This is a genomic window from uncultured Xylophilus sp., assembly GCA_913776965.1.
GTDB lineage: Bacteria > Pseudomonadota > Gammaproteobacteria > Burkholderiales > Burkholderiaceae_C > Xylophilus.
This window is the reverse complement of the sequence record CAJYQL010000109.1, coordinates 23,549-47,467: the sequence shown is the minus strand read 5'-3', so window position 1 is coordinate 47,467 and position 23,919 is coordinate 23,549. Positions and strand designations below refer to the sequence as shown.

19 protein-coding genes are annotated in these 23,919 nt (G+C 70.3%); 11 read left to right on the top strand and 8 right to left on the bottom strand.

All coding sequences use genetic code 11. The features are described from left to right. Positions 1 to 69 precede the first annotated feature (69 nt). From QZ500_RS15440 to mnhG, 6 genes are read left to right on the top strand one after another with little or no spacing between them, the layout of a single operon-like run. Entirely contained in the window at positions 70 to 3,030 is a 2,961-nt protein-coding gene (locus tag QZ500_RS15440; protein ID WP_295856293.1) for a monovalent cation/H+ antiporter subunit A, read from the top strand. Then, complete coding sequence (locus QZ500_RS15435; protein WP_295856292.1) at positions 3,030 to 3,425, top strand: Na+/H+ antiporter subunit C; 396 nt, start codon at positions 3,030 to 3,032, stop codon at positions 3,423 to 3,425. The genes QZ500_RS15440 and QZ500_RS15435 overlap by 1 nt, the downstream gene beginning before the upstream one ends. Continuing rightward, positions 3,422 to 5,209: a monovalent cation/H+ antiporter subunit D gene (locus tag QZ500_RS15430; RefSeq protein WP_295856291.1), complete on the top strand. Its 1,788-nt coding sequence runs from the start codon at positions 3,422 to 3,424 to the stop codon at positions 5,207 to 5,209. The genes QZ500_RS15435 and QZ500_RS15430 overlap by 4 nt, the downstream gene beginning before the upstream one ends. Further along, complete coding sequence (locus QZ500_RS15425; RefSeq protein ID WP_295856290.1) at positions 5,206 to 5,697, top strand: Na+/H+ antiporter subunit E; 492 nt, start codon at positions 5,206 to 5,208, stop codon at positions 5,695 to 5,697. Before QZ500_RS15430 ends, QZ500_RS15425 begins: the two co-directional genes overlap by 4 nt. After that, positions 5,694 to 5,972, top strand: a complete 279-nt coding sequence (locus QZ500_RS15420) for a K+/H+ antiporter subunit F (protein ID WP_295856289.1) — start codon at positions 5,694 to 5,696, stop codon at positions 5,970 to 5,972. The genes QZ500_RS15425 and QZ500_RS15420 overlap by 4 nt, the downstream gene beginning before the upstream one ends. Then, on the top strand, positions 5,969 to 6,322 hold the full coding sequence (mnhG, locus tag QZ500_RS15415) for a monovalent cation/H(+) antiporter subunit G (protein ID WP_295856288.1): 354 nt from the start codon (positions 5,969 to 5,971) through the stop codon (positions 6,320 to 6,322). Before QZ500_RS15420 ends, mnhG begins: the two co-directional genes overlap by 4 nt. Positions 6,323 to 6,384: 62 nt before the next feature. Here the strand turns inward: mnhG and QZ500_RS15410 are convergent, their stop codons facing one another. Then, positions 6,385 to 10,107, bottom strand: a complete 3,723-nt coding sequence (locus QZ500_RS15410; RefSeq protein WP_295856287.1) for a hydantoinase B/oxoprolinase family protein — start codon at positions 10,105 to 10,107, stop codon at positions 6,385 to 6,387. Positions 10,108 to 10,130: 23 nt separating this feature from the next. Then, complete coding sequence (locus QZ500_RS15405; protein WP_295856286.1) at positions 10,131 to 10,718, bottom strand: winged helix DNA-binding protein; 588 nt, start codon at positions 10,716 to 10,718, stop codon at positions 10,131 to 10,133. Between the two features lie 203 nt (positions 10,719 to 10,921). Between QZ500_RS15405 and QZ500_RS15400 the strand changes: the two genes are divergently transcribed. The 5 genes from QZ500_RS15400 to crcB all read left to right on the top strand — a co-directional run bounded on the left by QZ500_RS15400 (position 10,922) and on the right by crcB (position 15,051). Next, positions 10,922 to 11,896, top strand: a complete 975-nt coding sequence (locus tag QZ500_RS15400; RefSeq protein WP_295856285.1) for a TRAP transporter substrate-binding protein — start codon at positions 10,922 to 10,924, stop codon at positions 11,894 to 11,896. A gap of 74 nt (positions 11,897 to 11,970) precedes the next feature. Continuing rightward, positions 11,971 to 12,504 (top strand): TRAP transporter small permease, encoded by a 534-nt coding sequence (locus QZ500_RS15395; protein WP_295856393.1) that lies wholly within the window; start codon positions 11,971 to 11,973, stop codon positions 12,502 to 12,504. 114 nt (positions 12,505 to 12,618) lie between these two features. Beyond that, positions 12,619 to 13,947 (top strand): TRAP transporter large permease subunit, encoded by a 1,329-nt coding sequence (locus QZ500_RS15390; RefSeq protein ID WP_295856284.1) that lies wholly within the window; start codon positions 12,619 to 12,621, stop codon positions 13,945 to 13,947. Positions 13,948 to 13,973: 26 nt separating this feature from the next. Continuing rightward, positions 13,974 to 14,615, top strand: coding sequence for a DUF4286 family protein (locus QZ500_RS15385; protein WP_295856283.1), 642 nt, complete (start codon positions 13,974 to 13,976; stop codon positions 14,613 to 14,615). A gap of 49 nt (positions 14,616 to 14,664) precedes the next feature. After that, positions 14,665 to 15,051 carry a fluoride efflux transporter CrcB gene (gene crcB / locus QZ500_RS15380; protein ID WP_295856282.1) on the top strand — a complete coding sequence of 129 codons (387 nt, stop codon included), beginning with the start codon at positions 14,665 to 14,667 and terminating at the stop codon, positions 15,049 to 15,051. Positions 15,052 to 15,102: 51 nt separating this feature from the next. On the opposite strand, the gene QZ500_RS15375 is transcribed toward crcB, so the two are convergent. The 6 genes from QZ500_RS15375 to QZ500_RS15350 form a co-directional block, all read right to left on the bottom strand. Further along, on the bottom strand, positions 15,103 to 16,332 hold the full coding sequence (locus QZ500_RS15375) for an MFS transporter (RefSeq protein ID WP_295856281.1): 1,230 nt from the start codon (positions 16,330 to 16,332) through the stop codon (positions 15,103 to 15,105). Between the two features lie 120 nt (positions 16,333 to 16,452). Beyond that, positions 16,453 to 17,916 carry a two-component system sensor histidine kinase CreC gene (creC, locus tag QZ500_RS15370; protein ID WP_295856280.1) on the bottom strand — a complete coding sequence of 488 codons (1,464 nt, stop codon included), beginning with the start codon at positions 17,914 to 17,916 and terminating at the stop codon, positions 16,453 to 16,455. A 21-nt stretch (positions 17,917 to 17,937) separates the two neighbouring features. Next, entirely contained in the window at positions 17,938 to 18,714 is a 777-nt protein-coding gene (gene creB, locus QZ500_RS15365; protein WP_295856279.1) for a two-component system response regulator CreB, read from the bottom strand. Then, complete coding sequence (gene creD, locus QZ500_RS15360; RefSeq protein WP_295856278.1) at positions 18,711 to 20,192, bottom strand: cell envelope integrity protein CreD; 1,482 nt, start codon at positions 20,190 to 20,192, stop codon at positions 18,711 to 18,713. Before creD ends, creB begins: the two co-directional genes overlap by 4 nt. A gap of 123 nt (positions 20,193 to 20,315) precedes the next feature. Then, positions 20,316 to 20,702: a hypothetical protein gene (locus QZ500_RS15355; protein WP_295856277.1), complete on the bottom strand. Its 387-nt coding sequence runs from the start codon at positions 20,700 to 20,702 to the stop codon at positions 20,316 to 20,318. 83 nt (positions 20,703 to 20,785) lie between these two features. Further along, complete coding sequence (locus QZ500_RS15350; RefSeq protein WP_295856276.1) at positions 20,786 to 23,905, bottom strand: efflux RND transporter permease subunit; 3,120 nt, start codon at positions 23,903 to 23,905, stop codon at positions 20,786 to 20,788. Between the last annotated feature and the right edge of the window lie 14 nt (positions 23,906 to 23,919).

Here is a 23,919-nt window from a genome sequence, read left to right as displayed (position 1 = left end):
CCCCCCTAGACTCACTACCCGACATCGCCGTTCGTACGCTGGGCCCGCAACGTACCGGGCGCCCGCACGATGCCGCTGATCGCCCTGCTTCTGCTGCCCTTCGCAGGCAGCCTGGCGGCGGTGCTGCTGCCCGCACGTGCCCGCAACAGCGGCGCCGTGCTGGCCGGCCTGATCGCGCTGGCCTGCGCCATATCGACGGCGCTGTACTTCCCGCAGATCGCGGGCGGCAACGTGGTGCGGCAGGAGGTCGCGTGGATTCCCGAGGTCGGCCTGTCGTTCGCCCTCCGGCTCGACGGCTTCGCCTGGATGTTCTGCCTGCTGGTGTTCGGCATCGGTGCGCTCGTCGCGCTGTATGCCCGCTACTACCTGTCGCCGGCCGATCCGGTGCCGCGCTTCTTCTCGTTCTTCCTCGCCTTCATGGGGGCGATGGGCGGTGTGGTGCTGTCGGGCAACCTGATCCTGCTGGCCTTCTTCTGGGAGCTCACCAGCCTCTTCTCCTTCCTGCTGATCGGCTACTGGTACCACCGCCGCGATGCGCGGCGCGGCGCGCGTATGGCGCTTACCGTGACCGGTACCGGCGGCCTCTGCCTCCTGGCCGGCCTGCTGGTGCTGGCCCACATCGTCGGCAGCTACGACCTGGACGTGGTGCTGGCTGCGGGCGAGCAGATCCGAGCCCACCCGCTCTACCTGCCGATGCTGCTGCTGGTACTACTGGGCGCCCTCACCAAGAGTGCGCAGTTTCCGTTCCAGTTCTGGCTGCCGCACGCGATGGCCGCGCCGACGCCGGTGTCGGCCTACCTGCATTCGGCCACGATGGTGAAGGCGGGCGTGTTCCTGCTGGCGCGCTTCTGGCCGGTGCTGGCGGGCACCGAGGAATGGTTCTGGATCGTCGGCGGTGCGGGACTGATCACGCTGCTGCTCGGCGCCTACGTCGCGATGTTCCAGAACGACCTCAAGGGGCTGCTCGCGTATTCGACGATCTCGCACCTGGGCCTGATCACGCTGCTGCTCGGCCTCAACAGCCCTATGGCGGCGGTCGCGGCGGTCTTCCACATCATGAACCACGCGACCTTCAAGGCGTCGCTGTTCATGGCGGCCGGGATCATCGACCACGAAAGCGGTACGCGGGACATCCGCCGGCTGTCGGGCCTGTTCCGGCTGATGCCGATCACCGCGACGCTGGCGATGGTCGCCAGCGCGGCGATGGCGGGCGTGCCGCTGCTCAACGGTTTCTTGTCGAAGGAAATGTTCTTCGCCGAAACGACCTACATCTCGTCCATCCCGGCGGTGGAATGGGGCCTGCCGGTCGCAGCCACGCTGGCCGGGCTGTTCAGCGTGGCCTATTCGCTGCGCTTCACCCGCGACGTGTTCTTCGGCCCGCAGGCCACCGACCTGCCCCACACGCCGCACGAGCCGCCGCACTGGATGCGGCTGCCGGTCGAACTGCTGGTGCTGACCTGCCTGATCGTCGGCATCGTGCCCGAGCAGACGGTCGGCCGGCTGCTCGATGTCAGCGCACAGCCGGTGCTCGGCGGCGCACTGCCCGAATTTAGCCTAGCCGTCTGGCACGGGCTCAACCTGCCGCTGGCGATGAGTCTGGTGGCGATGGCCGGTGGCGTGGTGCTGTACCTGCTGCTGCGCCCCTGGCTCGCACGGCGGGCGGGCGAGCGGTCGCCCGGCGCTGGCCGCCTGAACGGCGAACGCACGTTCCGCACGGTGCTCGCCGCGGTGTCGCTGTTCGGCCGAGGTGCGCGCAACCTGCTCGACACCGGCCGCCTGCAGCCGCAGCTGCGCTGGATGTTCGGCCTCGCGGTGTTGGCCGGCTTCGGGGCGATGTGGGGCCACGGCGCGCCGCCGGGCGACCGCGAGCACCTGCCGATCTCGCCCGCCTTCGTGCTGCTGTGGGTGGTCGGCTGCGCCTGTGCGATAGCCGCTGCCTGGAATGCCAAGCAGCAGCGCCTGGCAGCATTGACGCTGTCGGGCGGTGCCGGCCTGTGCTGCTGCCTGACCTTCGTCTGGTTCTCGGCCCCCGACCTGGCGCTGACGCAGCTGACGGTCGAGATCGTCACTACCGTGCTGATCCTGCTGGGCCTGCGCTGGCTGCCGCGCCGCAACGACGCCGGGCAGGCCGCCACCTCCCCCGGCAGCCGCGCGCGCCGCCTCCGCGACCTGGTGCTGGCGGTGCTGGCCGGCGGCGGCATGGCCGCAATGGCCTGGACCGTGATGACCCGGCCGTTCCCGCAGAGCATCTCGGGCTTCTTCCTGGAACGTTCGCTCTCCGAAGGCGGCGGAGCCAACGTGGTCAATGTGATGCTGGTGGACTTCCGCGGCTTCGATACCTTCGGCGAGGTGGTGGTGCTGGGCGTGGTCGGCCTCACCGTCTATGCCCTGCTGCGCCGGTTCCGCCCGGCGGCAGAGACGCTGCAGCTGCCGCCGCAGCAGCGGCGCCTGCCGGCCAGCTCCACCGACCTGATCAACCCGCGCCACGCCAAGGACACGGCGGTCGGCTACCTCACCGTGCCGGCGGTGCTGGTGCGGCTGCTGCTGCCGATGGCGGTGACCGTCGCGATCTACCTCTTCATGCGCGGCCACAACGCGCCGGGCGGCGGCTTCGTCGCCGGGCTGGTCCTGTCGATCGCGGTGCTGCTGCAATACATGATCTCCGGCACGCAGTGGGTGGAAGCGCACCTGAAGCTGCGGCCGCGCCGCTGGATCGCGACCGGCATGCTGGTCATCCTCGCGACCGGCGCCGGCGCGTGGGTCTTCGGTTATCCATTCCTCACCACCCACACCGCGCATGTCACGCTGCCGGTGTTCGGCGAACTGCACCTGCCCAGCGCCCTGTTCTTCGACATCGGCGTCTTCGCGCTGGTGGTCGGCTCGACGCTGCTGATGCTGACCGCCATCGCCCACCAGTCGGTGCGGTCCCACCGCTTCGCGGCCCGCGAAGAAGAAGACGCCGCCGCGGCCCATGCCGCGGCTGCCGAAGACGCGGTGCGCGACGTGCCCGTCCAGGAAGGAGCCCGCTGATGGAAGCCGTTCTCGCGATCGCCATCGGCGTGCTGACCGCCGCCGGTATCTGGCTGATGTTGCGGCCGCGCACGTTCCAGGTGGTGATGGGCCTGTCTCTGGTGTCCTATGCGGTCAACCTGTTCATCTTCTGCATGGGCCGGCTCAGCATCGACCGCGAGCCGGTGCTGCTGGAGCACGTGCCCAAGACGCTCGCCCACTACGACGACCCGCTGCCGCAGGCGCTGGTCCTGACCGCCATCGTGATCGGTTTCGCGATGACAGCCCTCTTTCTGGTGGTGACGATGGCGCTGCGCGGACTGGCCGGCAATGACCATGTCGACGGCGGCCGGGCCGATGCGCCCACCGACGGCGACGCACCGGTGTCCGACGACGGCGGAGGCGCCCGCCGATGACGGACGCGGTCTTCTCCCTGCCGGGCGCGCACCTGATGCTCGCGCCGATCCTGCTGCCGATCCTGACCGCGGCACTAATGCTTGTCGCCGGCGAAAAACGCCCGGGCACCAAGGTCGCGATGAACATCGCCTCCACCGCCATCGGCCTCGTCGTGGCGGTGGTCCTGCTGCTGCGGGTGGACCGCAGCGGCGCCACCGGCGTCTACCTGGCCGGCAACTGGCCCACGCCCTTCGGCATCGCGCTGGCACTGGACCGGCTGTCGGCGCTGATGCTGGTGCTGGCGCAGGTCGTGGGACTGACGACGGCGGTGTTCTCCGCTGCGCGCTGGCACCGGGCGGGGGTGCATTTCCCGCCGCTGTTCCAGCTGCAAATGACAGGCCTGGCCGGCGCCTTCCTGACCGCCGACCTGTTCAACCTGTTCGTGTTCTTCGAGATCCTGCTGGCCGCTTCCTACGGGCTGCTGCTGCACGGCTCGGGCCGCGCGCGGGTGCAGGCCAGCCTGCACTACATCGCGATCAACCTGGGCGCGTCGTTCCTGTTCCTGGTCGGCGTGGCGCTGATCTACGGCGTGACCGGCACGCTGAACCTGGCGGATATCGCCCGGCGCATTCCCGCGGTGGCCGCGGCCGACCGGGGCCTGCTGCATGCCGGTGCGGCGATCCTCGCGATCGCGTTCCTCGCCAAGGCGGCGATTTGGCCGCTCAACTTCTGGCTGGTGCGCGGCTATGCCGCCGCGACGCCGCCGGTGGCCGGGCTGTTCGCGATCATGAGCAAGGTCGGCCTGTATGCCCTGCTGCGGCTGTGGACGCTGTTCTTCCCGGCCAGCGCCAGCGAATCCGCCTTCTTCGGCGGCAGCGCACTGGTCGGCGCCGGCATGGCGACGCTGGTGTTCGGCACGGTGGGGCTGCTGGCTTCGCAGCGCATGGCCAACCTTGCAGGTTATGCGCTGATCGTGTCGTCGGGCACGGTGCTGGCGGCGCTGGGCTTCGGCCAGCCGACGGTGACGGCCGGCGCGCTCTACTACCTGGTCAGCTCGACACTGGCTGCCAGCGCGTTCCTGATGCTGGGCGACCTGGTCGAGCGCTGGCGCAACGGCGGCGCGATCTCCGCGCCGCACGACCGGGCGGGCGACGCACCCTTCCTCGCGGCCGACCTGGAGCCGATCCACGGCATCGACCTCGACGAGCGCGACGACATCCAGCCGACCGGCCGCACCATCCCGGCAGCGGCCGTATTCCTCGGCCTCGCGTTCGGCGGCTGCGCGCTGGTGATCGCCGGCCTGCCGCCGCTCTCGGGCTTCACCGCCAAGTTCGCGCTGCTGTCGGGGCTGCTCAACCCGCTGGGCATGGACCGCGGCATCACCGACGTCGCAGGGCTGCCCGGGGTGTCCAACACCCCCGGCGCGCCGCAGTGGACGCTGCTGGCGCTGCTGATCGCCTCCGGCCTCGCCGGGCTGCTCGCTTTCGGCAGGGTCGGCATCCGGCATTTCTGGTCGGCCCAGGTGCGCTCGGTGCCGACGCTGCGCTGGGTCGAATGCCTGCCGATCGCAGCCCTGCTGGCCGGCTGCGTGCTGCTGACGGTTTTCGGCGGCGCGGTGCTCGGCTATGCGCAGGCGACGGCCACCGCGCTGCACCAGCCGCAGGGCTACATCCGGGCGGTGCTCGGCGAACGGCCGGTGCCGTCGCCGTCGTCCACCAGCCCCCGGCCACCCGACACCGGCCCGCAGGAAGGCAACGACGATCCGGCGCGCGCCGCCGAACGCCGGGAGGCGACCACGCCATGATCCGCCGCATCCTGCCCTCGCCGATCCTGTCGCTGGCGCTGTTCGTGCTCTGGCTGCTGCTGGAGCAGTCGCTCGCGCCGATCACGCTGCTCGGCGCCCTCGCCATCGCGATCGCCGGGCCGCTGCTCACCGCCTCGCTGCGCCCGGCGCCGGTGCGGATGCGCCGTCCGGGCACCATGCTGAAACTCGCGCTGCACATCCTCGCCGATGCGGCATCGTCGAACCTGCGGGTTGCGCGGCTGCTGCTGACCCGCCGCGCGTCCGACATTCCCTCGGACTTCGTGCCGGTGCCGCTGGACCTGCGCGACCCGAACGGCCTGGCGGTGCTCGCGGTCATCGTCTGCGCCGTGCCGGGCACCGCCTTCGCCGAACTGGCCGCCGACCGCAGCGTGCTGCTGCTGCACGTGTTCGACGCCAGCGACCGCGAGCGGCTGGTCGCCGACATCAAGCAGCGCTACGAACGTCCGCTGATGGAGATCTTCGAATGAGCCTGTTCCTCGTGGCCGCGCTCTGGATTGCGATGTTCTGCCTGGTGGCGGCGATGGGCTGCTGCGTGGTCCGGCTGCTGCTCGGGCCGTCGGCGCAGGACCGCATCCTGGCGCTCGACTGCCTCTACATCAACGCCCTGCTCGCCATGCTGGTGCTGGGCATCCGCTACGGCGGCGGCGCGTACTTCGAGGCGGCGCTTCTGATCGGCGTGTTCGGCTTCGTCAGCTCGACCGCGCTTGCCAAGTTCCTGCTGCGCGGGGAGGTGATCGAATGAGCTACAGCGACGTGCCCGTGTGGGTGCAGGTGGCGACCGGCGTGCTGGTGCTGCTCGGCGCGGTGCTGGCGCTGATCGGCTCCAGCGGCATGGTGCGCATGCCGACCTTCTTCCAGCGGGTGCATGCCACCACGCTCGGCGCGACGATGGGCGCGTGGGCGCTGGCGATCGCCACCGTGCTGTACTTTTCGTTCTACGAAAAGACGCTGGTGGTGCATTCGCTGCTGGTGCCGCTGTTCCTGGCGATGACGATTCCGGTCACCACCCTGTTCCTGATGCGGGCGACGCTGTTCCGCCGGCGGCTGGCGAAGGACCCGAAAGTCCCGCCCAGCCTCGGCGCCGGCGAATAGCGTACGCTACGTTTTCGATAGCTGCTTGCGCAGGCACAGCGGGCGCTGGAGCCCGATTTCCTTCATGAACCGGTGACCTGCCCGGCCGTCGCCGCGCCGTAGCCGCCGCCGCCCGGCGTGTGGACCTCGAACACATCGCCCGGCTGCATCGCCACCTGCCCGATGTGGCCGAGCGTTTCGACGCTGCCGTCGACCCGCACCACCCGGTTGATGCCGATCTGCCCCGCCTCGCCGCCGGCCGCGCCGAACGCGCCGTGCAGCCGGCCGTTCGACAGGATGCTGGCGGTCATCGCCTCCAGGAACCGGATGCGGCGCACGCCGCCGTCGCCGCCGGTCCAGCGGCCTCGGCCACCCGAGCCGGTGCGCAGCGCGTACTCGTCCAGCCGGACCGGGAAGCGGAATTCCAGCACCTCCGGATCGGTCATGCGCGAATTGGTCATGTGGGTCTGCACCACGCTCGTCCCGTCGAAGCCGCCGACCTCGCGGCCGTCGGCATCGAACAGCGCACCGGCCCCGCTGCCGCCCGAGATCGTCTCGTAGTACTGGTGGCGGTCGCTGCCGAAGGTGAAGTTGTTCATCGTGCACTGGCTCGACGCCAGGATACCCAGCGCACCGTAGAGCGCGTTGGTGATGCAGCTCGACGTCTCCACGTTGCCCGCCACCACCGACGCGGGTGGGTTCGGATTCAGCATCGAGCCGGGCGGAATGATCACCTGCAGCGGCTTCAGGCAGCCGGCGTTCAGCGGAATGTCATCGTCCACCAGCGTGCGGAACACGTACAGCACCGCCGCCATGCAGACCGCCGTCGGCGCGTTGAAGTTGTTGACCTGCTGCGCCGAGGTGCCGGTGAAATCGACCACGCCGCTGCGGCTCGCTGCATCCATCCGGATCGCGACCTGGATCTGCGCACCGTTGTCGAGCGGCAGGGTGAAGCTGCCGCCCTGGGTGTGGGCGGCGATGCGGGCGATCGCCCGGCGGACCGCTTCCTCGGCGTTGTCCTGCACATGGCCCATGTAGGCCCGTACCACGTCGAGGCCGAAGTGCGCGGCCATGCGGCGCAGCTCCTGCACGCCCTTCTCGTTGGCGGCGATCTGGGCCTTCAGGTCGGCGAGGTTCTGCTCCGGGTTGCGGCTCGGGTAGGTGCCGCTGCGCAGCAGGTCGAGGATCTCGGCCTCGCGCAGCACGCCGCCTTCGACCAGCTTGACGTTATCGATCTGCACGCCCTCCTCCTCGATGCGGGTGGAGAACGGCGGCATCGAGCCCGGCGTGGTGCCTCCGATGTCCGAATGGTGGCCGCGCGAGCCGACGTAGAAGAGCGGCCGGGCATCGGACGCGTCGGCGTCCTCCAGGTAGACCGGCGTGATGACAGTGACGTCCGGCAGGTGGGTGCCGCCGTGGTACGGGTCGTTGAGCGCGTAGACGTCGCCCGGCCGCATGGTGCCGGCGTTCTCGCGGATCACCGTCTTGATGCTCTCGCCCATCGAGCCCAAGTGCACCGGCATGTGCGGCGCGTTGGCGATCAGGTTGCCCTCGCCGTCGAACAGCGCGCAGCTGAAGTCCAGCCGCTCCTTGATCGTCACCGAATAGGCAGTGTTCTGCAGCTGCAGGCCCATCTGCTCGGCGATGTTCATGAAGAGGTTGTTGAACACCTCCAGCAGCACCGGGTCGGCGGTCGTGCCGGCGGCGAACACCTGCGCGCGCGCCTCACGGCGGTCGAGCACCAGATGGTCCAGTTCGGTGAGCGCGGCCGCCCAGCCGGGTTCGACGATGGTGGTGGCGTTCTTCTCGGCGATGATCGCCGGCCCAGCGAGCACGTCGCCGGGGCGCATGTCCTCGCGCACCACCAGCGCGGCGTCGTGCCAGGCGCCGCCGGAGTACATGCGCACCGTCTCGCGGCGCGGCACCTCGCGTACCGGATGCACCGCATGGCGCCGCTCGGCCGGTGCGTCGCCCGCGACGACCGCCTCCACCGACACCGCCTCCACCACCAGACCCTTGCCCTGCATCAGGAAGGCGAAGCGCTGGCGGTAGGCGGCCTCGAAGCCGTCCTGCAGGGCCTGCAAGGCGTCGGCCGCGCCGGTGCGGGCCGGCAGGCCGTAAGGCACCACCAGCGCAGCGTCGCTGCCCTCGTAACGGATATGCACCCGCCGCCGGGTCCGGATGCTGCCGTTGCTCACCTCCTGCCGCAGCAGTTCGGCCTCGGCATCGCGCACCAGGGCATCGAGCTTCTCGAAGATCGCGGGCAGCGCATCGGCGTCGAGCGGCCGCTCGACCGCCTGCTCGCGCATCACGCTCTGGTCGGCCAGGCCCATGCCGTAGGCACTGAGCACGCCGCCGAACGGATGCGCGAACACGCGGGTCATGCCGAGCGCATCAGCCACCAGGCAGGCATGCTGGCCGCCGGCACCGCCGAAGCACTGCAGCGTGTAGCGGGTGATGTCGTAGCCGCGCGCGACCGAGATCTTCTTCACCGCGTTGGCCATCTGCTGCACCGCGATCTGGATGAAGCCCTCGGCCACGTCCTCCGCCGTGCGGCCGGTCTGCGCGGCCAGCGCCTCGAAGCGCGTGCGCACCACGTCGGCGTCCAGCGACTCGTCGGCCGCCGGGCCGAACACCTTCGGGAAGAAGCGCGGCTGCACCTTGCCGAGCATCACGTTCGCATCGGTCACCGCGAGCGGCCCGCCGCGGCGGTAGCTGGCCGGGCCCGGATTGGCGCCTGCGCTCTCGGGGCCGACCCGGAACCGCGCGCCGTCGTAGCTGAGGACCGAGCCGCCGCCGGCCGCGACGGTGTGGATGCTCATCATCGGTGCGCGCATGCGCACCCCGGCCACCTGCGTCTCGAACTCGCGCTCGAATTCGCCGGCCAGGCCGCCGCGGAAGTGGCTCACGTCGGTCGAGGTACCACCCATGTCGAAGCCGATCACGTCGTCGTGCCCGGCCAGTCCCGCGGTGCGCGCCATGCCGACGATGCCGCCGGCCGGGCCCGACAGGATCGCGTCCTTGCCCTGGAAGCGCCGCGCGTCGGTCAGCCCGCCGGACGACTGCATGAAGAACAGCTTCACGCCCGGCATCTCGCCCGCGACCTGCTCGACATAGCGACGCAGGATCGGCGACAGGTAGGCATCGACCACGGTGGTGTCGCCGCGGCTGACGAACTTCATCATCGGGCTGGTGGCGTGCGAGGTGCTGACCTGCGGGAAGCCGACCTCGCGGGCAATGCGGGCGGCGGCCGTCTCGTGGGCGGTGTAGCGGTAGCCGTGCATGAAGACGATGGCGACGCTGCGCAGGCCGCGCGCGAAATGCGATTTCAGGGCCCGGCGCAGCTGCGCTTCGTCGAGCGGGCACAGCACGTCGCCATGGGCGCCGACCCGTTCGTCCGCCTCCACCACGGCGGCATACAGCAGTTCGGGTAGCACGATGCGCCGGTCGAAGAGCCGGGGGCGGTTCTGGTAGGCGATGCGCAGCGCATCGCGGAAGCCGCGGGTAGTCACTAGCAGGGTGGGCTCCCCTTTGCGCTCCAGCAACGCGTTGGTAGCGACGGTCGTACCCATCTTCACGCAGTCGACGAGGTCGGGGGTGACCGGGGCGCCGGGCGCCAGGCCGAGCAGGTGGCGGATGCCCGCCACCGCGGCATCGGGGTACTGCTCGGGGTTCTCCGACAGCAGCTTGTAGGTCACCAGGGTGCCGTCGGGCTTCTTGCCCACCACGTCGGTGAAGGTGCCGCCTCGGTCGATCCAGAACTGCCAGCGGTCGGAGCGGATGACGGGGGAAGCGGTGCGTTTCATGGGCGTGCGGCAGGTCAAGGTGTTCAGAGGGAGGCGGCGGAGCGGGCGGCCTGGTCGTAGAGGCCCGACAGCACGCGCAGGAGCCGTGCGAGTTCGCCGATGTCGCGGTTGAGCGCGTCGTCGGCGTGCAGGGCGTCGATCAGGCAGGACTCGCGCAGTTCGCGGTAGCGCGCCACGTAGGCCATGCCGGCCTCGGTGCAGGCATAGGTCACTTCCTTGCCGTTCTTGCTCGACGCCACCACGCCCAGGTTCTGCAGCTTCTTGAGCGAGTAGTTGATCAGGTGCGTGTCCTCGACATTCATGATGAAGCAGATGTCGGAGAGCCGCTTGTCGCGCGCCCGGTGCGTGACGTGGTGCAGCACCAGCACGTCGAGCGGCGTCAGGTCGCGCAGGCCCGCACCGCTCATGCAGTGGACGATCCAGCGATGAAACGCATTGCCGGCGATCACCAGGCCGAATTCGAACTCGCTCATCTCGGCGCTCTGCGCGGACACCAGGTGCGCCGACGACACGATGGGCTGTGTGTTCTTCCTGCGGGGCGCCGGCGGCGTCCCGGCCCCGTCGTCGGCGGGCAGGGCGGGCGCCGCAGGGGCGAAGGGCTGACGGGCCATGGTTGCTCCAGGAAGAGGGCCGAGGGCGGTGCGTCTGGCACCGATATTGCATGTTGCCGAATTGTACGCAGCACGATGTCAATTCATCGACAAATTATCGGCATCGAGGGAATACCATGACACTAAAACACCCCCTTTTCGTGATGGAATCGCCCCGTTCCGCGCCTTTGTCCCCGTCGCTTTCCCAACCCTGGAGTTCATTCATGCGCCGCCGCACCGTTTCGATGCTGATCGCGTCCCTGAGTCTGTGCGCAGGCACTGCCATGGCTCAGACCAAGTGGGACCTGCCCACCGCCTACCCGGCCACCAACTACCACACCGAGAACATCGCCCAGTTCGCCAAGGATGTGGAAGCGGCCACCGGCGGCAAGCTCAAGGTCACGGTGCACGCCAACGCCTCGCTGTTCAAGGCACCCGAGATCAAGCGTGCGGTGCAGAGCGGCCAGGCGCAGGCGGGCGAGATCCTGCTGGCCAATTTCGCCAACGAGAACCCGATCTACGCCCTCGACGGCGTGCCCTTCCTGGCCACCACCTATGCCCAATCGCGCAAGCTCTACGACGTGTCGAAGCCCGCGACCGACAAGCTGCTGGCCGCCCAGGGCATGAAGATCCTGTTCTCGGTGCCCTGGGCGCCGCAGGGCATCTACAGCAAGCGCGAAGTGTCTTCGGTCGCCGACCTGCGCGGAATCAAATGGCGCGCATACAGCCCCGCCACCGCCAAGATCGCCGAACTGGTCGGCGCGCAGCCGGTGCAGATCCAGCAGGCCGAACTGAGCGCCGCCATGGCGACCGGCGTGATCGAAGCCTTCATGACCTCGGGCTCGACCGGCTACGACACCAAGACCTACGAGAGCATCAAGAACTTCTACGACACCCAGGCCTGGATCCCGAAGAACGCGGTGCTGGTCAACATGAAGAGCTTCAATGCGCTCGACCCCGCCACCCAGGCCGCGGTCACCAAGGCCGCCGCCGATGCGGAAGCCCGCGGCTGGAAAGTCGCCGAGGCCAAGAACGACGAGTACAAGCGCCTGCTGACCGATCGTGGCATGAAGATCATGAAGCCCTCGCCCAAGCTCGACGCCGACATGCGACAGGTGGGCAGCATCATGCAGGCCGACTGGCTCAAGGCCGCCGGTGCCGACGGCGCGGCCATCCTAGACGCCTACCGCAAGCCATGAGCGCCGTCCGGCCCCCGGCCGCTGCCGTCCCGGCGGCCGGCGCGGCGCCTGCCGCGGAACCTGCGCCCGGCCCGCTGCGGCGGGCGCTGTCGCGGCTGTTCGATGCAGCCGGTGCCCTGGGTGCGGCCTGCGTGGTCGCCATCTTTCTGCTGATGATCGTCGCGGGCGTGGGCCGGCAGGTGAACCTGCGGGTGAGCGGCATCAACGACGTGGTGGCCTGGCTCTGCGCCGCCGCCGCGTTCCTGGCGATGGCACATGCGTTCCGGCACGGCGACTTCGTGCGGGTGACGCTGGTGCTGGAGTGGGTGCCGCCGCGTGTGCGCCGCTGGATGGACGCGGTATGCCTCGCCATCGCCACCGTGGCGGTCGGCTACCTGACGTATTGGGCCACCGCCTTCACCTGGGAAAGCTACGAATTCGCCGAGGTGGCGACCGGCCTGGTCGCGATCCCGATCTGGATTCCGCAGTCGACCTTCGTGGTTGGTTGCTGGCTGCTGATGCTGGCAGTGCTCGACGAACTGGTCACGGTGCTGCAGGGCAGCAAGCCGGGCTACCAGCGCGCGGTGGAAGCGCGCCACGCCGCGGGCGACTTCTCGTCCGAGGTGTGATGGCCACCGCGCATCCCTGCAGCGCCGCGTACGGCTCACCGCCGGCACGGGGCCCTTCGCTTTCCTCTCCTCCTTCTTTCGGTTTCCGAGGCCGGGTGCTCCCGGATTTCCTTCATGTCTGACACCCTGCTCATGGGCGGCATGCTGCTCGGCATCATGCTGGTGCTGCTGGCCGGCGGCGTCTGGATCGCGATGACGCTGGCGATCGTCGGCTGGATCGGCCAGGCGTTCTTCACCAACACCCTGCCCGGCAAGAATCTGTTCTCGGCCTTCTGGGAAAGCAATGCCTCCTGGGAGCTGGCTGCGCTGCCGCTCTTCATCTGGATGGGCGAGATCCTGTTCCGCACCAAGCTCAGCGAGGAGATGTTCGAGGGCCTGCGCCCCTGGCTCAACCGGGTGCCCGGCCGGCTGATGCACACCACCGTGCTCGGCTGCGGCGTGTTCGGATCGGTCTCGGGCTCGTCGGCCGCCACCTGCGCCACCATCGCCAAGGTGGCATTGCCCGAACTGAATAAACGCGGCTACGACGAGAATCTGGCGATCGGCTCGCTGGCCACCGCCGGCACGCTGGGCATCCTGATCCCGCCCTCGATCACGATGGTGGTCTACGCGGTGGCGGCCGATGCGTCGATCATCCGCATCTTCCTGGCCGGCTTCCTGCCCAGCCTGCTGCTGATGGTGCTGTTCGCGGGCTACATCGGCTGGTGGAGCCACCGCCACCCCGACCGGGTGCCGCCGGCCGATCCGCCCAGCAGCTTCCTGCAGAAGCTCAAGGCCTCGGGCAACCTGATTCCCTGCGCGCTGCTGATCGTCTTCATCGTCTGGGTGCTGGTGGCCGGCTGGGCCACCGCCACCGAATGCGCGGCCTTCGGCGTGCTGGGCTCGCTGGCCATCGCCGCCTGGGGCCGCAGCCTGACCTGGCAGAACTTCAAGGACGGCGTGATGGGCGCCACCCGCACCAGCTGCATGATCATGTTCATCCTGGCGGGCGCGGCCTTCCTGACCAAGACCATGGCGTTCACAGGCATCCCGCGCGAACTGGCCGAATGGGTCGACAGCATGCACCTGTCGCCTTACGCGCTGATCTCGGTGCTGGTGGTGGTGTACCTGGTGCTGGGCACCGCCCTCGACGGCATCAGCATGATCGTGCTGACCAGCGCGGTGGTGCTGCCGATGATCCAGAAGGCCGGCTTCGACCTGGTCTGGTTCGGCATCTTCGTGATCCTGCTGGTGGAAATCGCCGAGGTGACGCCGCCGGTCGGCTTCAACCTGTTCGTGCTGCAGAACATGACCGGCAAGGACAGCAACCGGATCGCCAAGGCCGCCATCCCGTTCTTCGTCTGCCTGGTGGTGTGCATCGCGCTGATCACGCTCTTCCCGCAGATCGTGACCTTCCTGCCCGACGCCGTCATGGGCAGGGAAGGCGCCCTGCCCCCGCCCTGAGCATCCCTTCTTCCGCAAGCACGACCATGTCCTCTTCCGCTCCGCGCGCCCGGCTCTGCATCTGGACCGCCGTCGACCCGGCCCACGAGGCCGACTTCAACCGCTGGTACGACCGCGAGCACATGCAGGAACGCGTCGCCCTGCCCGGCTTCCAGAGCGCCCGGCGCTTCAAGGCGGTCGACCCGCGGTGCCCGCGGCCCTACCTGGCGCTCTACGACACCGACGGCATCGAGGTGTTCAACAGCGACGCCTACCGCACCGCCTTCCAGCACCAGACACCCTGGTCGCTCGCGAACTTCGGGCGCATGCGCGGTACGCAGCGGCGCGTCGGCACGCTCGATGTGGAGATCGGCGACGGCGAAGGCGGCGCACTGGCACTCGTAGTCGTGCCGCCCGAAGCCCTCGCCGGCGTCGATGTCGCCGGTCGGCTGGCCGCTGCCGCGCAGCAGGACGACGTGGTCCGGTGCACCCTGATGCGAACCGACGTGACCCTGTCGGCGCCCGTCACCGCCGGCGCGGCGGCCCCGCCGGCCGACGCGCTGCTGTCGGTCGAGGCGACGTCCGCCGAAGGTGCAGCCCAGGCCGCCCGCGCCCTGGCCGAGGCGGTGGGCATCGCCGTCGAGGCGGTCCACGTCTTCCGCCTGATGTGGCGCCACGGCCGGCGCTGAGGCGCCACGGCAGCATGCGAAGACAAAGGCGCGCGGAGATACTCGCCGCATGCTCCTGAACATCACCGTCATCTGCCTGGCCGCCTGCATCGGCGCCCTGCTGCGCTGGGGCTGCCAAGTGTGGCTCAACCCGGGCGGGCTGCTGCCTTGGGGCACGCTGGCGGTGAACCTCGTAGGCGGCTGGCTGATCGGCGTGGCGATCGCGGTGTTCGCCGCCCGGCCGGACATCGACCCGGCGTGGCGGCTGCTGGTGATCACCGGCTTCCTCGGCACGCTGACCACCTTTTCCAGCTTCTCCGGCGAGGTGGTCGGCATGCTGCTGGCCCAGCGTTACGGGCTGGCGCTGGCAACCGCGCTGCTGCACGTCGGCGGATCGCTGCTGCTGACGTTCGCGGGCCTGCGCAGCGCGCAGTGGGCACTGGCGGCCCTGCGTTAGCGATTTCGGAAGTAAATCAGGCTCCAGCGCAGGCGGCGCCTGCGTTACCAGCTATGACTTCGATAGCATCCGGTCGCGTCGGGCCAGCCCCGGGAACAGCCGGAACCACAGCAGCGCGACCGCCATGGTGCCGACGCCGCCCAGCACCACCGAGCCGACCGGTCCGAGCAGCGCCGCCGTCGCGCCGGACTCGAATTCGCCGAGCTGATTGCTCGCGCCGATGAACACAGAATTCACCGCGCTGACCCGGCCGCGCATCTCGTCGGGCGTTTCCAACTGCACCAGCGTCTGCCGCACCACGACGCTTACCATGTCGGCGCCGCCCGAAACCGCCAGCGCCAGCAGCGACAGCCACAGGTTCTGCGACAGGCCGAACACCAGCGTTGCCATGCCGAACACACCGACGGCGGCCAACATGCGGGCGCCGACGTGGCGCTCCAGCGGCCAGCGCGTCAGCACCACCGACATCACCAGCGCGCCGACCGCCGGCGCGGCGCGCAGCATGCCCAGCCCCCAGGGGCCGGTGTGGAGGATGTCCTTGGCGTAGATCGGCAGCAGCGCCACCGCGCCGCCGAGCAGCACCGCGAACAGGTCGAGCGACACCGCGCCGAGCACCGGCTTACGTTGCCAGATGAAGCGCACGCCGGCCAGCAGCGTCTGCATCGACACCGGCGCGCGCGGCGCGGCGACGTGCGCGTAGCCGAGCCGCGCCACCAGCAGCGAGCCGGTGGCGAACAGCGCCACGCAGGTGCCGTAGACCGCACTCGCGCCGGCCACGAAGATCAGCCCGCCGAGCGCCGGCCCGCCGATGATCGCGGCCTGCGAGCCGGCCGAGGCGAAGGCCATCGCGCGCGGCAGCATCAGCGGCGGCACCAGCGTCGGCGTGAGTGCCTGCTGCGCGGGCATCTGGAACGCCCGCACCATGCCGAGCACTACCGACAGCGCCAGCAGCAGCGTGCGGCCGACCCAGTGGCCTTCCGTCGCCAGCACCAACGTCAGCGCCACCGCCGCCTGGGTGAAGAAGCAGGCCGCGACGATCCGCCCGCGGTGCAGCCGGTCGGCCACGTGGCCCGCCACCAGCGTCAGCAGCAGCGCCGGCGCGAACTGGTAGAGCCCGACCAGGCCCAGGTCCCAGGCGCTGCCGGTCAGGTCGTACATCTGCCAGCCGACCGCCACCATCAGCATCTGCTGGCCGGCGGTGCCGAACAGGCGCGCGGCCCAGAAGCGGATGAAGGGACGCACCTGCAGCAGGTCGCGGAACTGGGGGGCGGAGGCGGTCATGGGCGGCAGCCGGTCGGGTCCGGCGGGGAAAGCGAGGCGGTGCGCGATCGGAGCGCGCAGAGCGGGATTTTCCTCCCGACCGGCACTGCCCGCAGCGGCCGGACCGCGCGGCCCGTCAGGTCAGCCGCGCCGGAGCGGCAGCCACAGGCTCGCGAGCGCGCCGCCGTCACCGCCTTCCGCCGGCGCCTCGGCGTTCTCCAGCTCCACCCGACCGCGGTGCAGGCCGGCGATCTCGCGCACGAAGGCCAGGCCGAGGCCGGTGCTGCGCCGGCGGTCGCCCGGCCGGGCGAGCGAATAGAACTTCTGGAACACCTTGTCGCGCGCATAGGCCGGCACGCCCGGGCCGTGGTCGCGCACGGTGATGCGCGCCTCGCGGCGGTCGGCCTGCAGCGCCAGCGTGACGGTGCTGCCCGCCGGCGCGAAATCGACCGCGTTGTCGAGCAGGTTCGCGACCGCGCGGCGCAGCAGGAACGGGTCGCCCTCGACCACTGCGGCATCTGCGCCGGCTGCGACGGCGGTAGTGATGCGCACGTCGCGCGCCTGCGCTGCGACGCGCACCCCGCTCGCCGCGTCGTCCAGCAGCGCCGCGAGGTCGACCGGCTCGGTGCGGTCGAGCAGCCGGCGCGCCTCCAGGGCGGTGAGTTCCAGCATCCGGTCGACGATCTCCTGGATGCGGCCAGCCTCGCGGCCGATGTTGTCGAGGAATCGCGCCCGCTCTTCCGGCGGCATTGACGGCTCCTGCAGCAGCTCGGCGGCGCCACGGATTGCCGACAGCGGACTCTTCACCTCGTGGGTGAAAGTCTGTACGTAATCGGCGACGTAGCTGCGGCCCATCAGTGTGTCGCGCATCTCGCCAAAGGCGCCGCGCACACCGTCGACTGCGCGGCGCGCCATGCGCGGCAGCGACAGCCGGGGCTGCACCCGCGCCCAGCGCAGGTAGTCCGACACCAGTCCGAACGGCCGCACCAGCCAGACCGACACGAACACCGCCAGCACCAGGGCCGCCAGCGCCGACCCCACGCCAACCCACAGCGTGCGGACGCGCGCATCCTCGACGAACTGGCCGAAGCTCTGCACCGGCTTGCCGATCGTCACCACACCAACGATCTCGCCGTTCCAGCGCACCGGCGCGGCCACGTACATGATGGAGGTGAGCGGATCGGCCGGGACGTCGCGCGTCGTGCGGGCACCGTACATGCCCGCCAGCGTGCGCGCCACGTCGCTGCGCTGGCGGTAGTCCGCACCGACGGCGCGGCCGGTGGAGTCGTAGAGCACCCGGCCGTCGGCATCGGTGACGTAGGCTCGCAGCTCCACGCGGTTCTTGTGCACGTTGTAGATCTGCGCTGTGAACTGCCGCGCGTAAAGCGCACGGAACAGCCGGTCGAGCCGCCGGGTGTCGATCGCGCCGGCCACCAGGTCCTGCTCGACCAGGCTGGCCGCGAGCTGCGAGGTCTCCACCAGCGCTTCCTCCGCCGATTCGCGGTAGCGCGGGTCGATATCCGCCACCACGCCGTAGAGCAGGAAGGCGATACCTGCCGCGTAGATCAGCAGGATGCCGAGGAAGATGCGCGAGCGGCGCGACATGGCAGGCGGCGGCGCGTGGCGTCAGGCGGGCCGCACGGCGGGCAGATCCTCGCAGAGTGCGTAGCCGGTGCCGCGCAGCGTGCGGATTGGGTCGAGCCCCGGCACGACGGCCCGCAGCTTGGCGCGCAGCGTCTTGACGTGCGCGTCCACCGTGCGGTCGATGCTGGCGGCCGGGTCGTCCCAGACCATCTCCAGCAGTTCGTCGCGGGTGTAGACCCGGCCGGGTCGCTGCACGAACAGGCAGAGCAGCCGGTATTCGTACCGCGTCAGGTCGAGCGGTTGGCCGTAGTAACGAATCTGGCGCTTCTCGTCGTCGATCCGCAGCGGTGCGGCGGGTGTCGCGGGCGCATCCGCAGGTAACGGAACCAGCGCAACCGGTCCGGTAGCAGCAGCACCACTTCCCCGCTCGCTGCGCCGCAGGATGGTCCGCACCCGCGCCACCAGCTCGCGCGGCGAGAACGGTTTGGCGACGTAGTCGTCCGCGCCCAGCTCCAGGCCCACCACCCGGTCGATCTCGTCGCTGCGCGCGGTGAGGAAGATCATCGGCACCGCCGCGCCGCCCGGCAGCGCCTGCAGCCGCTTGAAAAGCTCGAAGCCGCTCATGTCCGGCAGGCCGATGTCCAGGATCGCGAGCGCCGGCAGCTCGGCTGCGAAGGCGGCCAGTGCCTCGCCGGCGGTCGGGCACCAGACCGGGACGAAGCCGTCGCTGCGCAGTACGTACTGCACCGTGTCGGCGATGCCGGACTCGTCTTCGACAAGCAGGATGCAGGGGCGAACGGGGGGCGGCACGGCGGTCATGCGGGCATGGTAGCGGGCGCTGTCGTGTCCGCGGGCCGCGCTCCATGCGCTGTAGTGGATGCGGTACCGAGCGCATGCCAGTCCACCCGCCGCGTGGCGAGCATCAGCCCGGCCACCATGCCGAACACCAGCAGCGCACCGAGCAGCAGCGCGTTGCTTTCCGACGCGAGCAGCCCGTACAGCGCGGCATACAGCACCGCGACATATCCGCCGAAGGCCGCCCCGCGCCGCATGCTGCCGAGCACCGCGCCGAAGTACACCGCCAACAGCGCCACGCTGGCCGCAGCGGCGAGCGCATACGCCCCACCGAAGGGCATCTTTTCCGACAGTGCGAGCAGCAGCAGGAAGAAGAGCGCGATCGACAGGCCCACCAGCCCGTACTGCACCGGATGCAGCCTCAAACCGCCGAACAGCTCGGCCATGAAGGCCGCCATCAGCACCAGCCCGATGAACAGCGTGCCGTACTTGACGGCGCGGGTGGAGAGCGCATACGTGTCGAGCGGCTGCTGGAGGGCGATGTCGAACGTCTGGACGGACGGCGCGACCGACGGCATCGGCTCGCTCCCGCCCGCGGCTGCGCGCGCCGTCGCCTGCGCGGCGACGGACGGCCGGTAGCGACCGCGCACCTGTTCCTGCGCAGCCGTCACCAGGGACGACACGCGCCAGGTGGCGTCGAACCCCGCATCGCCGACCGTGCGCTCCGCCGCCAGGAAATGGCCTCCGAAGTGCGGATGCGCCCAGGCCGACACCAGATGCGCGGTGGTGTCGCCGGCCACCGGCACGACCGACAGGGTTTCCTGCCCGGCCAGCTTCAGCGCCAGATCGAACGCCACCGGCTCGCCTGCCTCCCAGGCGTTCAATGCTGCACCGGCGAGGGGTGCGTGCACGCCCTCGCCCAGCGCCGCACGCGGCGACAGGCCCGGCACCCCCTGCCCGAACCGCAGCAGCTGTCCGCCCGCGGTCAGCGCCGGCGTGCCCGAGAGGCCGCGCAGGTCGCTCAGGTGCAGCGCAATGAACGGTGTGCGCAACTCGATCCGCGCATCCGCTTCGGTCGGCTCAATGCTGCCGGCCACGACCGCCGGGAACCGGCCGGCGAGCGTGCCGTCGAGCGCATAGAACGGGATGCGGAAGATGCCGCGGTAACGCTCCTCGGCTACCAGCCGGCCTTCCAGATGCAGCGTCTCCGGAAAGACCACCCGCAGCATCGGCTTGCTGCGCGGCACCGCGGCCGCGGGACGGTCTGCCGCTTCGCGCCGGAACTCGGTCCAGTGCTCGACATACGGCACTACCAGCAACGGGCCGACCAGCGTCTGCGCGCCGGTGTGCGTGCGTGCCAGTTCGTCGGCCGCCTCGCGCTGGCTGGCGCCGCGCTGCTCGACCAACGCACGGATCTCCGCTAGCGGGATGCACAGCAGCAGTGTGAGCAACAGCAGACCGGCGATCTTCAGGGTCAGGGTGTTGCGTGGCAGTCGGATCATCAGGTTCCTCCAGAAGGCGTCGTCGCCGGAGGGCCGAGTCTCGGCAACTGGGGCGAAGCGGTGATGAAGTGCGTGCCGCCGCGACTTCATCGGCACTTCACACGCGCCGCGCCACCTGCACCGTTAAGGCAGCGCGAAGCGCAGCTGCACCGGCTTGCGCCCCGGCAGCACGACCGAGGCGACATAGCGGGTGCCCGGCGCCGTCGGCACGCCGGCCGCCGTCAGCGTGCCCGCCGCCGCGGCCGCCAGCGGCACTTTGGCCTGCTCGCCGCCCGCGGGCAGCACCGTCAGCTGGCCCTTGGCGCCGGCGGTCTCCACCGGCGTGGCGTGGTCACGCACGTGCAAAACCGCACGGCCCTCGCGTGCGACGAGTTCCCAGTCCAGATGCTGCGCCGACACCACGATGCCGCCGTGCCGCGGCTGGGCATGGGCGAACCGGTCGTCCGCGTGGGCCGCTGACGGGACGAAGGTCATACAGGCGGCGGACAGCGTCAGAAGGAGGGAGCGCATGGGAAACGAGCCTTTCGTGAGAGAACGATGAAAAAAGGAAACGCGACAGGCCGGCGGGCGATGGCGACGGCGGAATGACACCGTCACAGCGCCTCCCGGGTATCGGCCGCGGCCAGCCGCTCGGCTGCCCGGCGGCCGTAGCGCCAGAACAGCACCGGCGTCAGGAAGGTATCGAGCAGCGTCGCGCCGACCAGCCCCGAGAAGATCACCACCGCCACCGGATGCAGGATCTCGGTGCCCGGCCGCTCGGCCTCGAACAGCAGCGGCGCCAGCGCGAAGGCGGTGACCAGCGCCGTCATCAGCACCGGCGCCAGACGCTCCAGCGAACCGCGCAGCAGCATCGCCTGGGTAAAGGCCTCGCCCTCGAAACGCATCAGGTTGATGTAGTGGCTGACCTTCAGGATGCCGTTGCGCACCGCCACGCCCGCGAGCGTGACGAAGCCGACCAGTGCCGCAATCGACAGCGGCTGGCCCGACAGCCACAGGCCCGCCACCGCGCCGACCAGTGCCAGCGGAATGTTCACCATCACCAGCGCCGCCAGCAGCGCCGAACGGTAGCGGCTCCAGAGCACCACCGCCATCAGCGCGAGCGAGCCGAGCGACAGCCATCCGATCAGCCGCTGCGCCTGTTCCTGCGCCTCGAACTGGCCGCCGAGGGTGATGAAACCGCCGGGCGGCAGGCGGGTGTCGGCGATGGCGGCGCGGATATCGGCCACCACGTCCGACAACGGCCGGCCCTGGGTATTGGCCGCGATCACGATGCGCCGCCGGCCGTCGTCGCGGCCGATCTGGTTGGGACCGTCGCCATCCTCGATGGTCGCGAGGCGCGACAGCGGCACCGGGCCGGTGGGCGTATCGACCATCAGCCGCGCCAGCGCGTCGAGCGTGCGCGCCGGCTCCGGCAGCTTCACCACCAGCGCGAAGCGGCGGTTGCCCTCCACCACCTGCGCCACCTGTTCGCCCTCGACCAGCTGCTGCAGCACCGCCAGCACATGCGGCGCCGGCACGCCGTGGCGGGCGGCCGCGGCATAGTCGATCCGCACCTTCACCTGCGGCGCCAGCACCTGCTTTTCGACCTCCAGATCGACCACGCCGGGGATCGCGGCCAGCCGCGCGCGCAGCGCCTCGGCCTGGCCGCGCAGCAGGTCCAGGTCCTCGCCGAAGATGCGCACCGCGATCTGCGAGCGCACGCCCGACAGCATGTGGTCGATGCGGTGCGAGATCGGCTGGCCGACCGAGACCGAGGCCGGCAGCACCGCGAGCCGCGCCCGGATGTCGGCCGTCACCTCGGCCATCGGCCGCGTCAGTTGGCCCGCCGGCAGCAACCCGACGTCCAGCTCGCTCACATGCACGCCCTCGGCATGCTCGTCGAGTTCGGCGCGGCCGCTGCGCCGACCGACGTGCGTCACTTCCGGCACCGCGCGCACCAGCCGCTCGGCCTGCTGCGCGACCGACGCCGACGCCGCCAGCGTCACCCCCGGCTGCAGCCGCAGGCCGATCAGCAGCGTGCCTTCGTTGAACGGTGGCAGGAAGGTGCGCGGGAAGAACGGCACCACCGCCACGGCCATCAGCACCGCTGCCGCGGCGACCGCGCAGGCGGGGCGCGGACGGTCCAGCACCGCCTGCAGCCCACCGCGATAACGGCGCTTGAGCCACGCCAGCAGCCGCGTGTCGCCATGGTCTAGCGAGCGCATGCGCGGCAGCAGCAGGCTCGCGAGCACCGGCGTGACGGTGACCGATACCAGCAGCGAGGCGAGCGTCGAGACGATGAAGGCGATGCCCAGCGGCACGAACAGCCGCCCCTCCATGCCCGGCAGCGCGAACAGCGGCATGAAGACCAGCACGATGATCACGGTCGCATACAGGATGCCCGAGCGAACCTCCATCGACGCGCGCGCCACCAGCGCCAGCACCGGCTGCCGTTCGGTCGCGGGCTTCTGCCGGTCTTCCTTCAGCCGGCGCAGCACGTTCTCCACATCGACCACCGCGTCGTCCACCAGCCCGCCGATGGCGATCGCCAGACCGCCGAGCGTCATGGTGTTGATCGACAGGCCGAACCAGCGGAACACCAGCGCGGTGATGCAGATCGACACCGGAATCGCCACCAGCGCGATCACCGTCGGCCGCAGCGTGCCGAGGAACAGGAACAGCACCGCCGCGACGAACACCGACGCGCCGACCAGCTTGCCCTGCAGCGTGCCGATGGACGATTCGATGAAGCTCGCCTGCCGGAAGGTGACGCGTGGCTGCTCCATGCCGGGCGGCAGGCCGCCGCGCAGGCCGTCGAGCGCCGCCTCGATGGTGCGGGTCTGCGCCACGGTGTCGGCCGCCGGTTGTTTCTGGATGCCGAGGATCACGGCCGGCCGGCCCTCGAAGCCCGCGTCGCCGCGGCGGATCGCCGGCGCGAAGCGAACGTCGGCCACTTGGCGCAGCAGGAGCGGCTGGCCGTTGCGCACGCCGAGCGCCAGGCCCTGCAGGTCCTCCAGCCGCGTGGTGCGGCCGAGGTGGCGGATCAGGTATTCACGCCCGCCCAGCTCCAGGAAGCCGCCCGAAGTGTTCGCCGCGAAGCCCTTGAGCGCCGCAGCGAGCTGGTCGGCCGTCACGCCGAGCTCCGCCATGCGCACCGTGTCGGGCTGCACCTGGAACTGCCGGACCTCGCCGCCGATGGGAATGACCTGCGCCACGCCGGGCACCGCCAGCAGCCGCGGCCGCAGCACCCAGTCGGCGTACTCGCGCACCGCCATCGGGCTGGTCTTCTGCAGGTCGATGGGGATCGCCACCTGCAGGATCTCACCCATGATCGAGCTGACCGGGCCCATGCGCGGCACCGCGCCGGGCGCGAGGCTGCCCTCCATCGCCGACAGCCGCTCGGACACCATCTGGCGCGCGCGGAAGATCTCGGTGCGCCAGTCGAAGGTCACGTAGAGGAACGACAGCCCGGCCGACGAGACCGATCGCACCGACTCCACGCCCGGCAGGCCGTTCATTACTGATTCGAGCGGGAAGGTGATCAGCTGCTCGACCTCCTCGGCCGCCATGCCGCCGGCCTCGGTCATCACCGTGACGGTCGGCTTGTTGAGGTCGGGGAACACGTCGACCGGCGTGCGCGACAGCGTGAACACGCCGTACGCCATGAGCGCCACCGCGCCGACCAGCACCAGCAGCCGGCTGCGCAGGCTGCTTTCCAGGAGCCACTTGAACATGCGGGCCTCCCGAT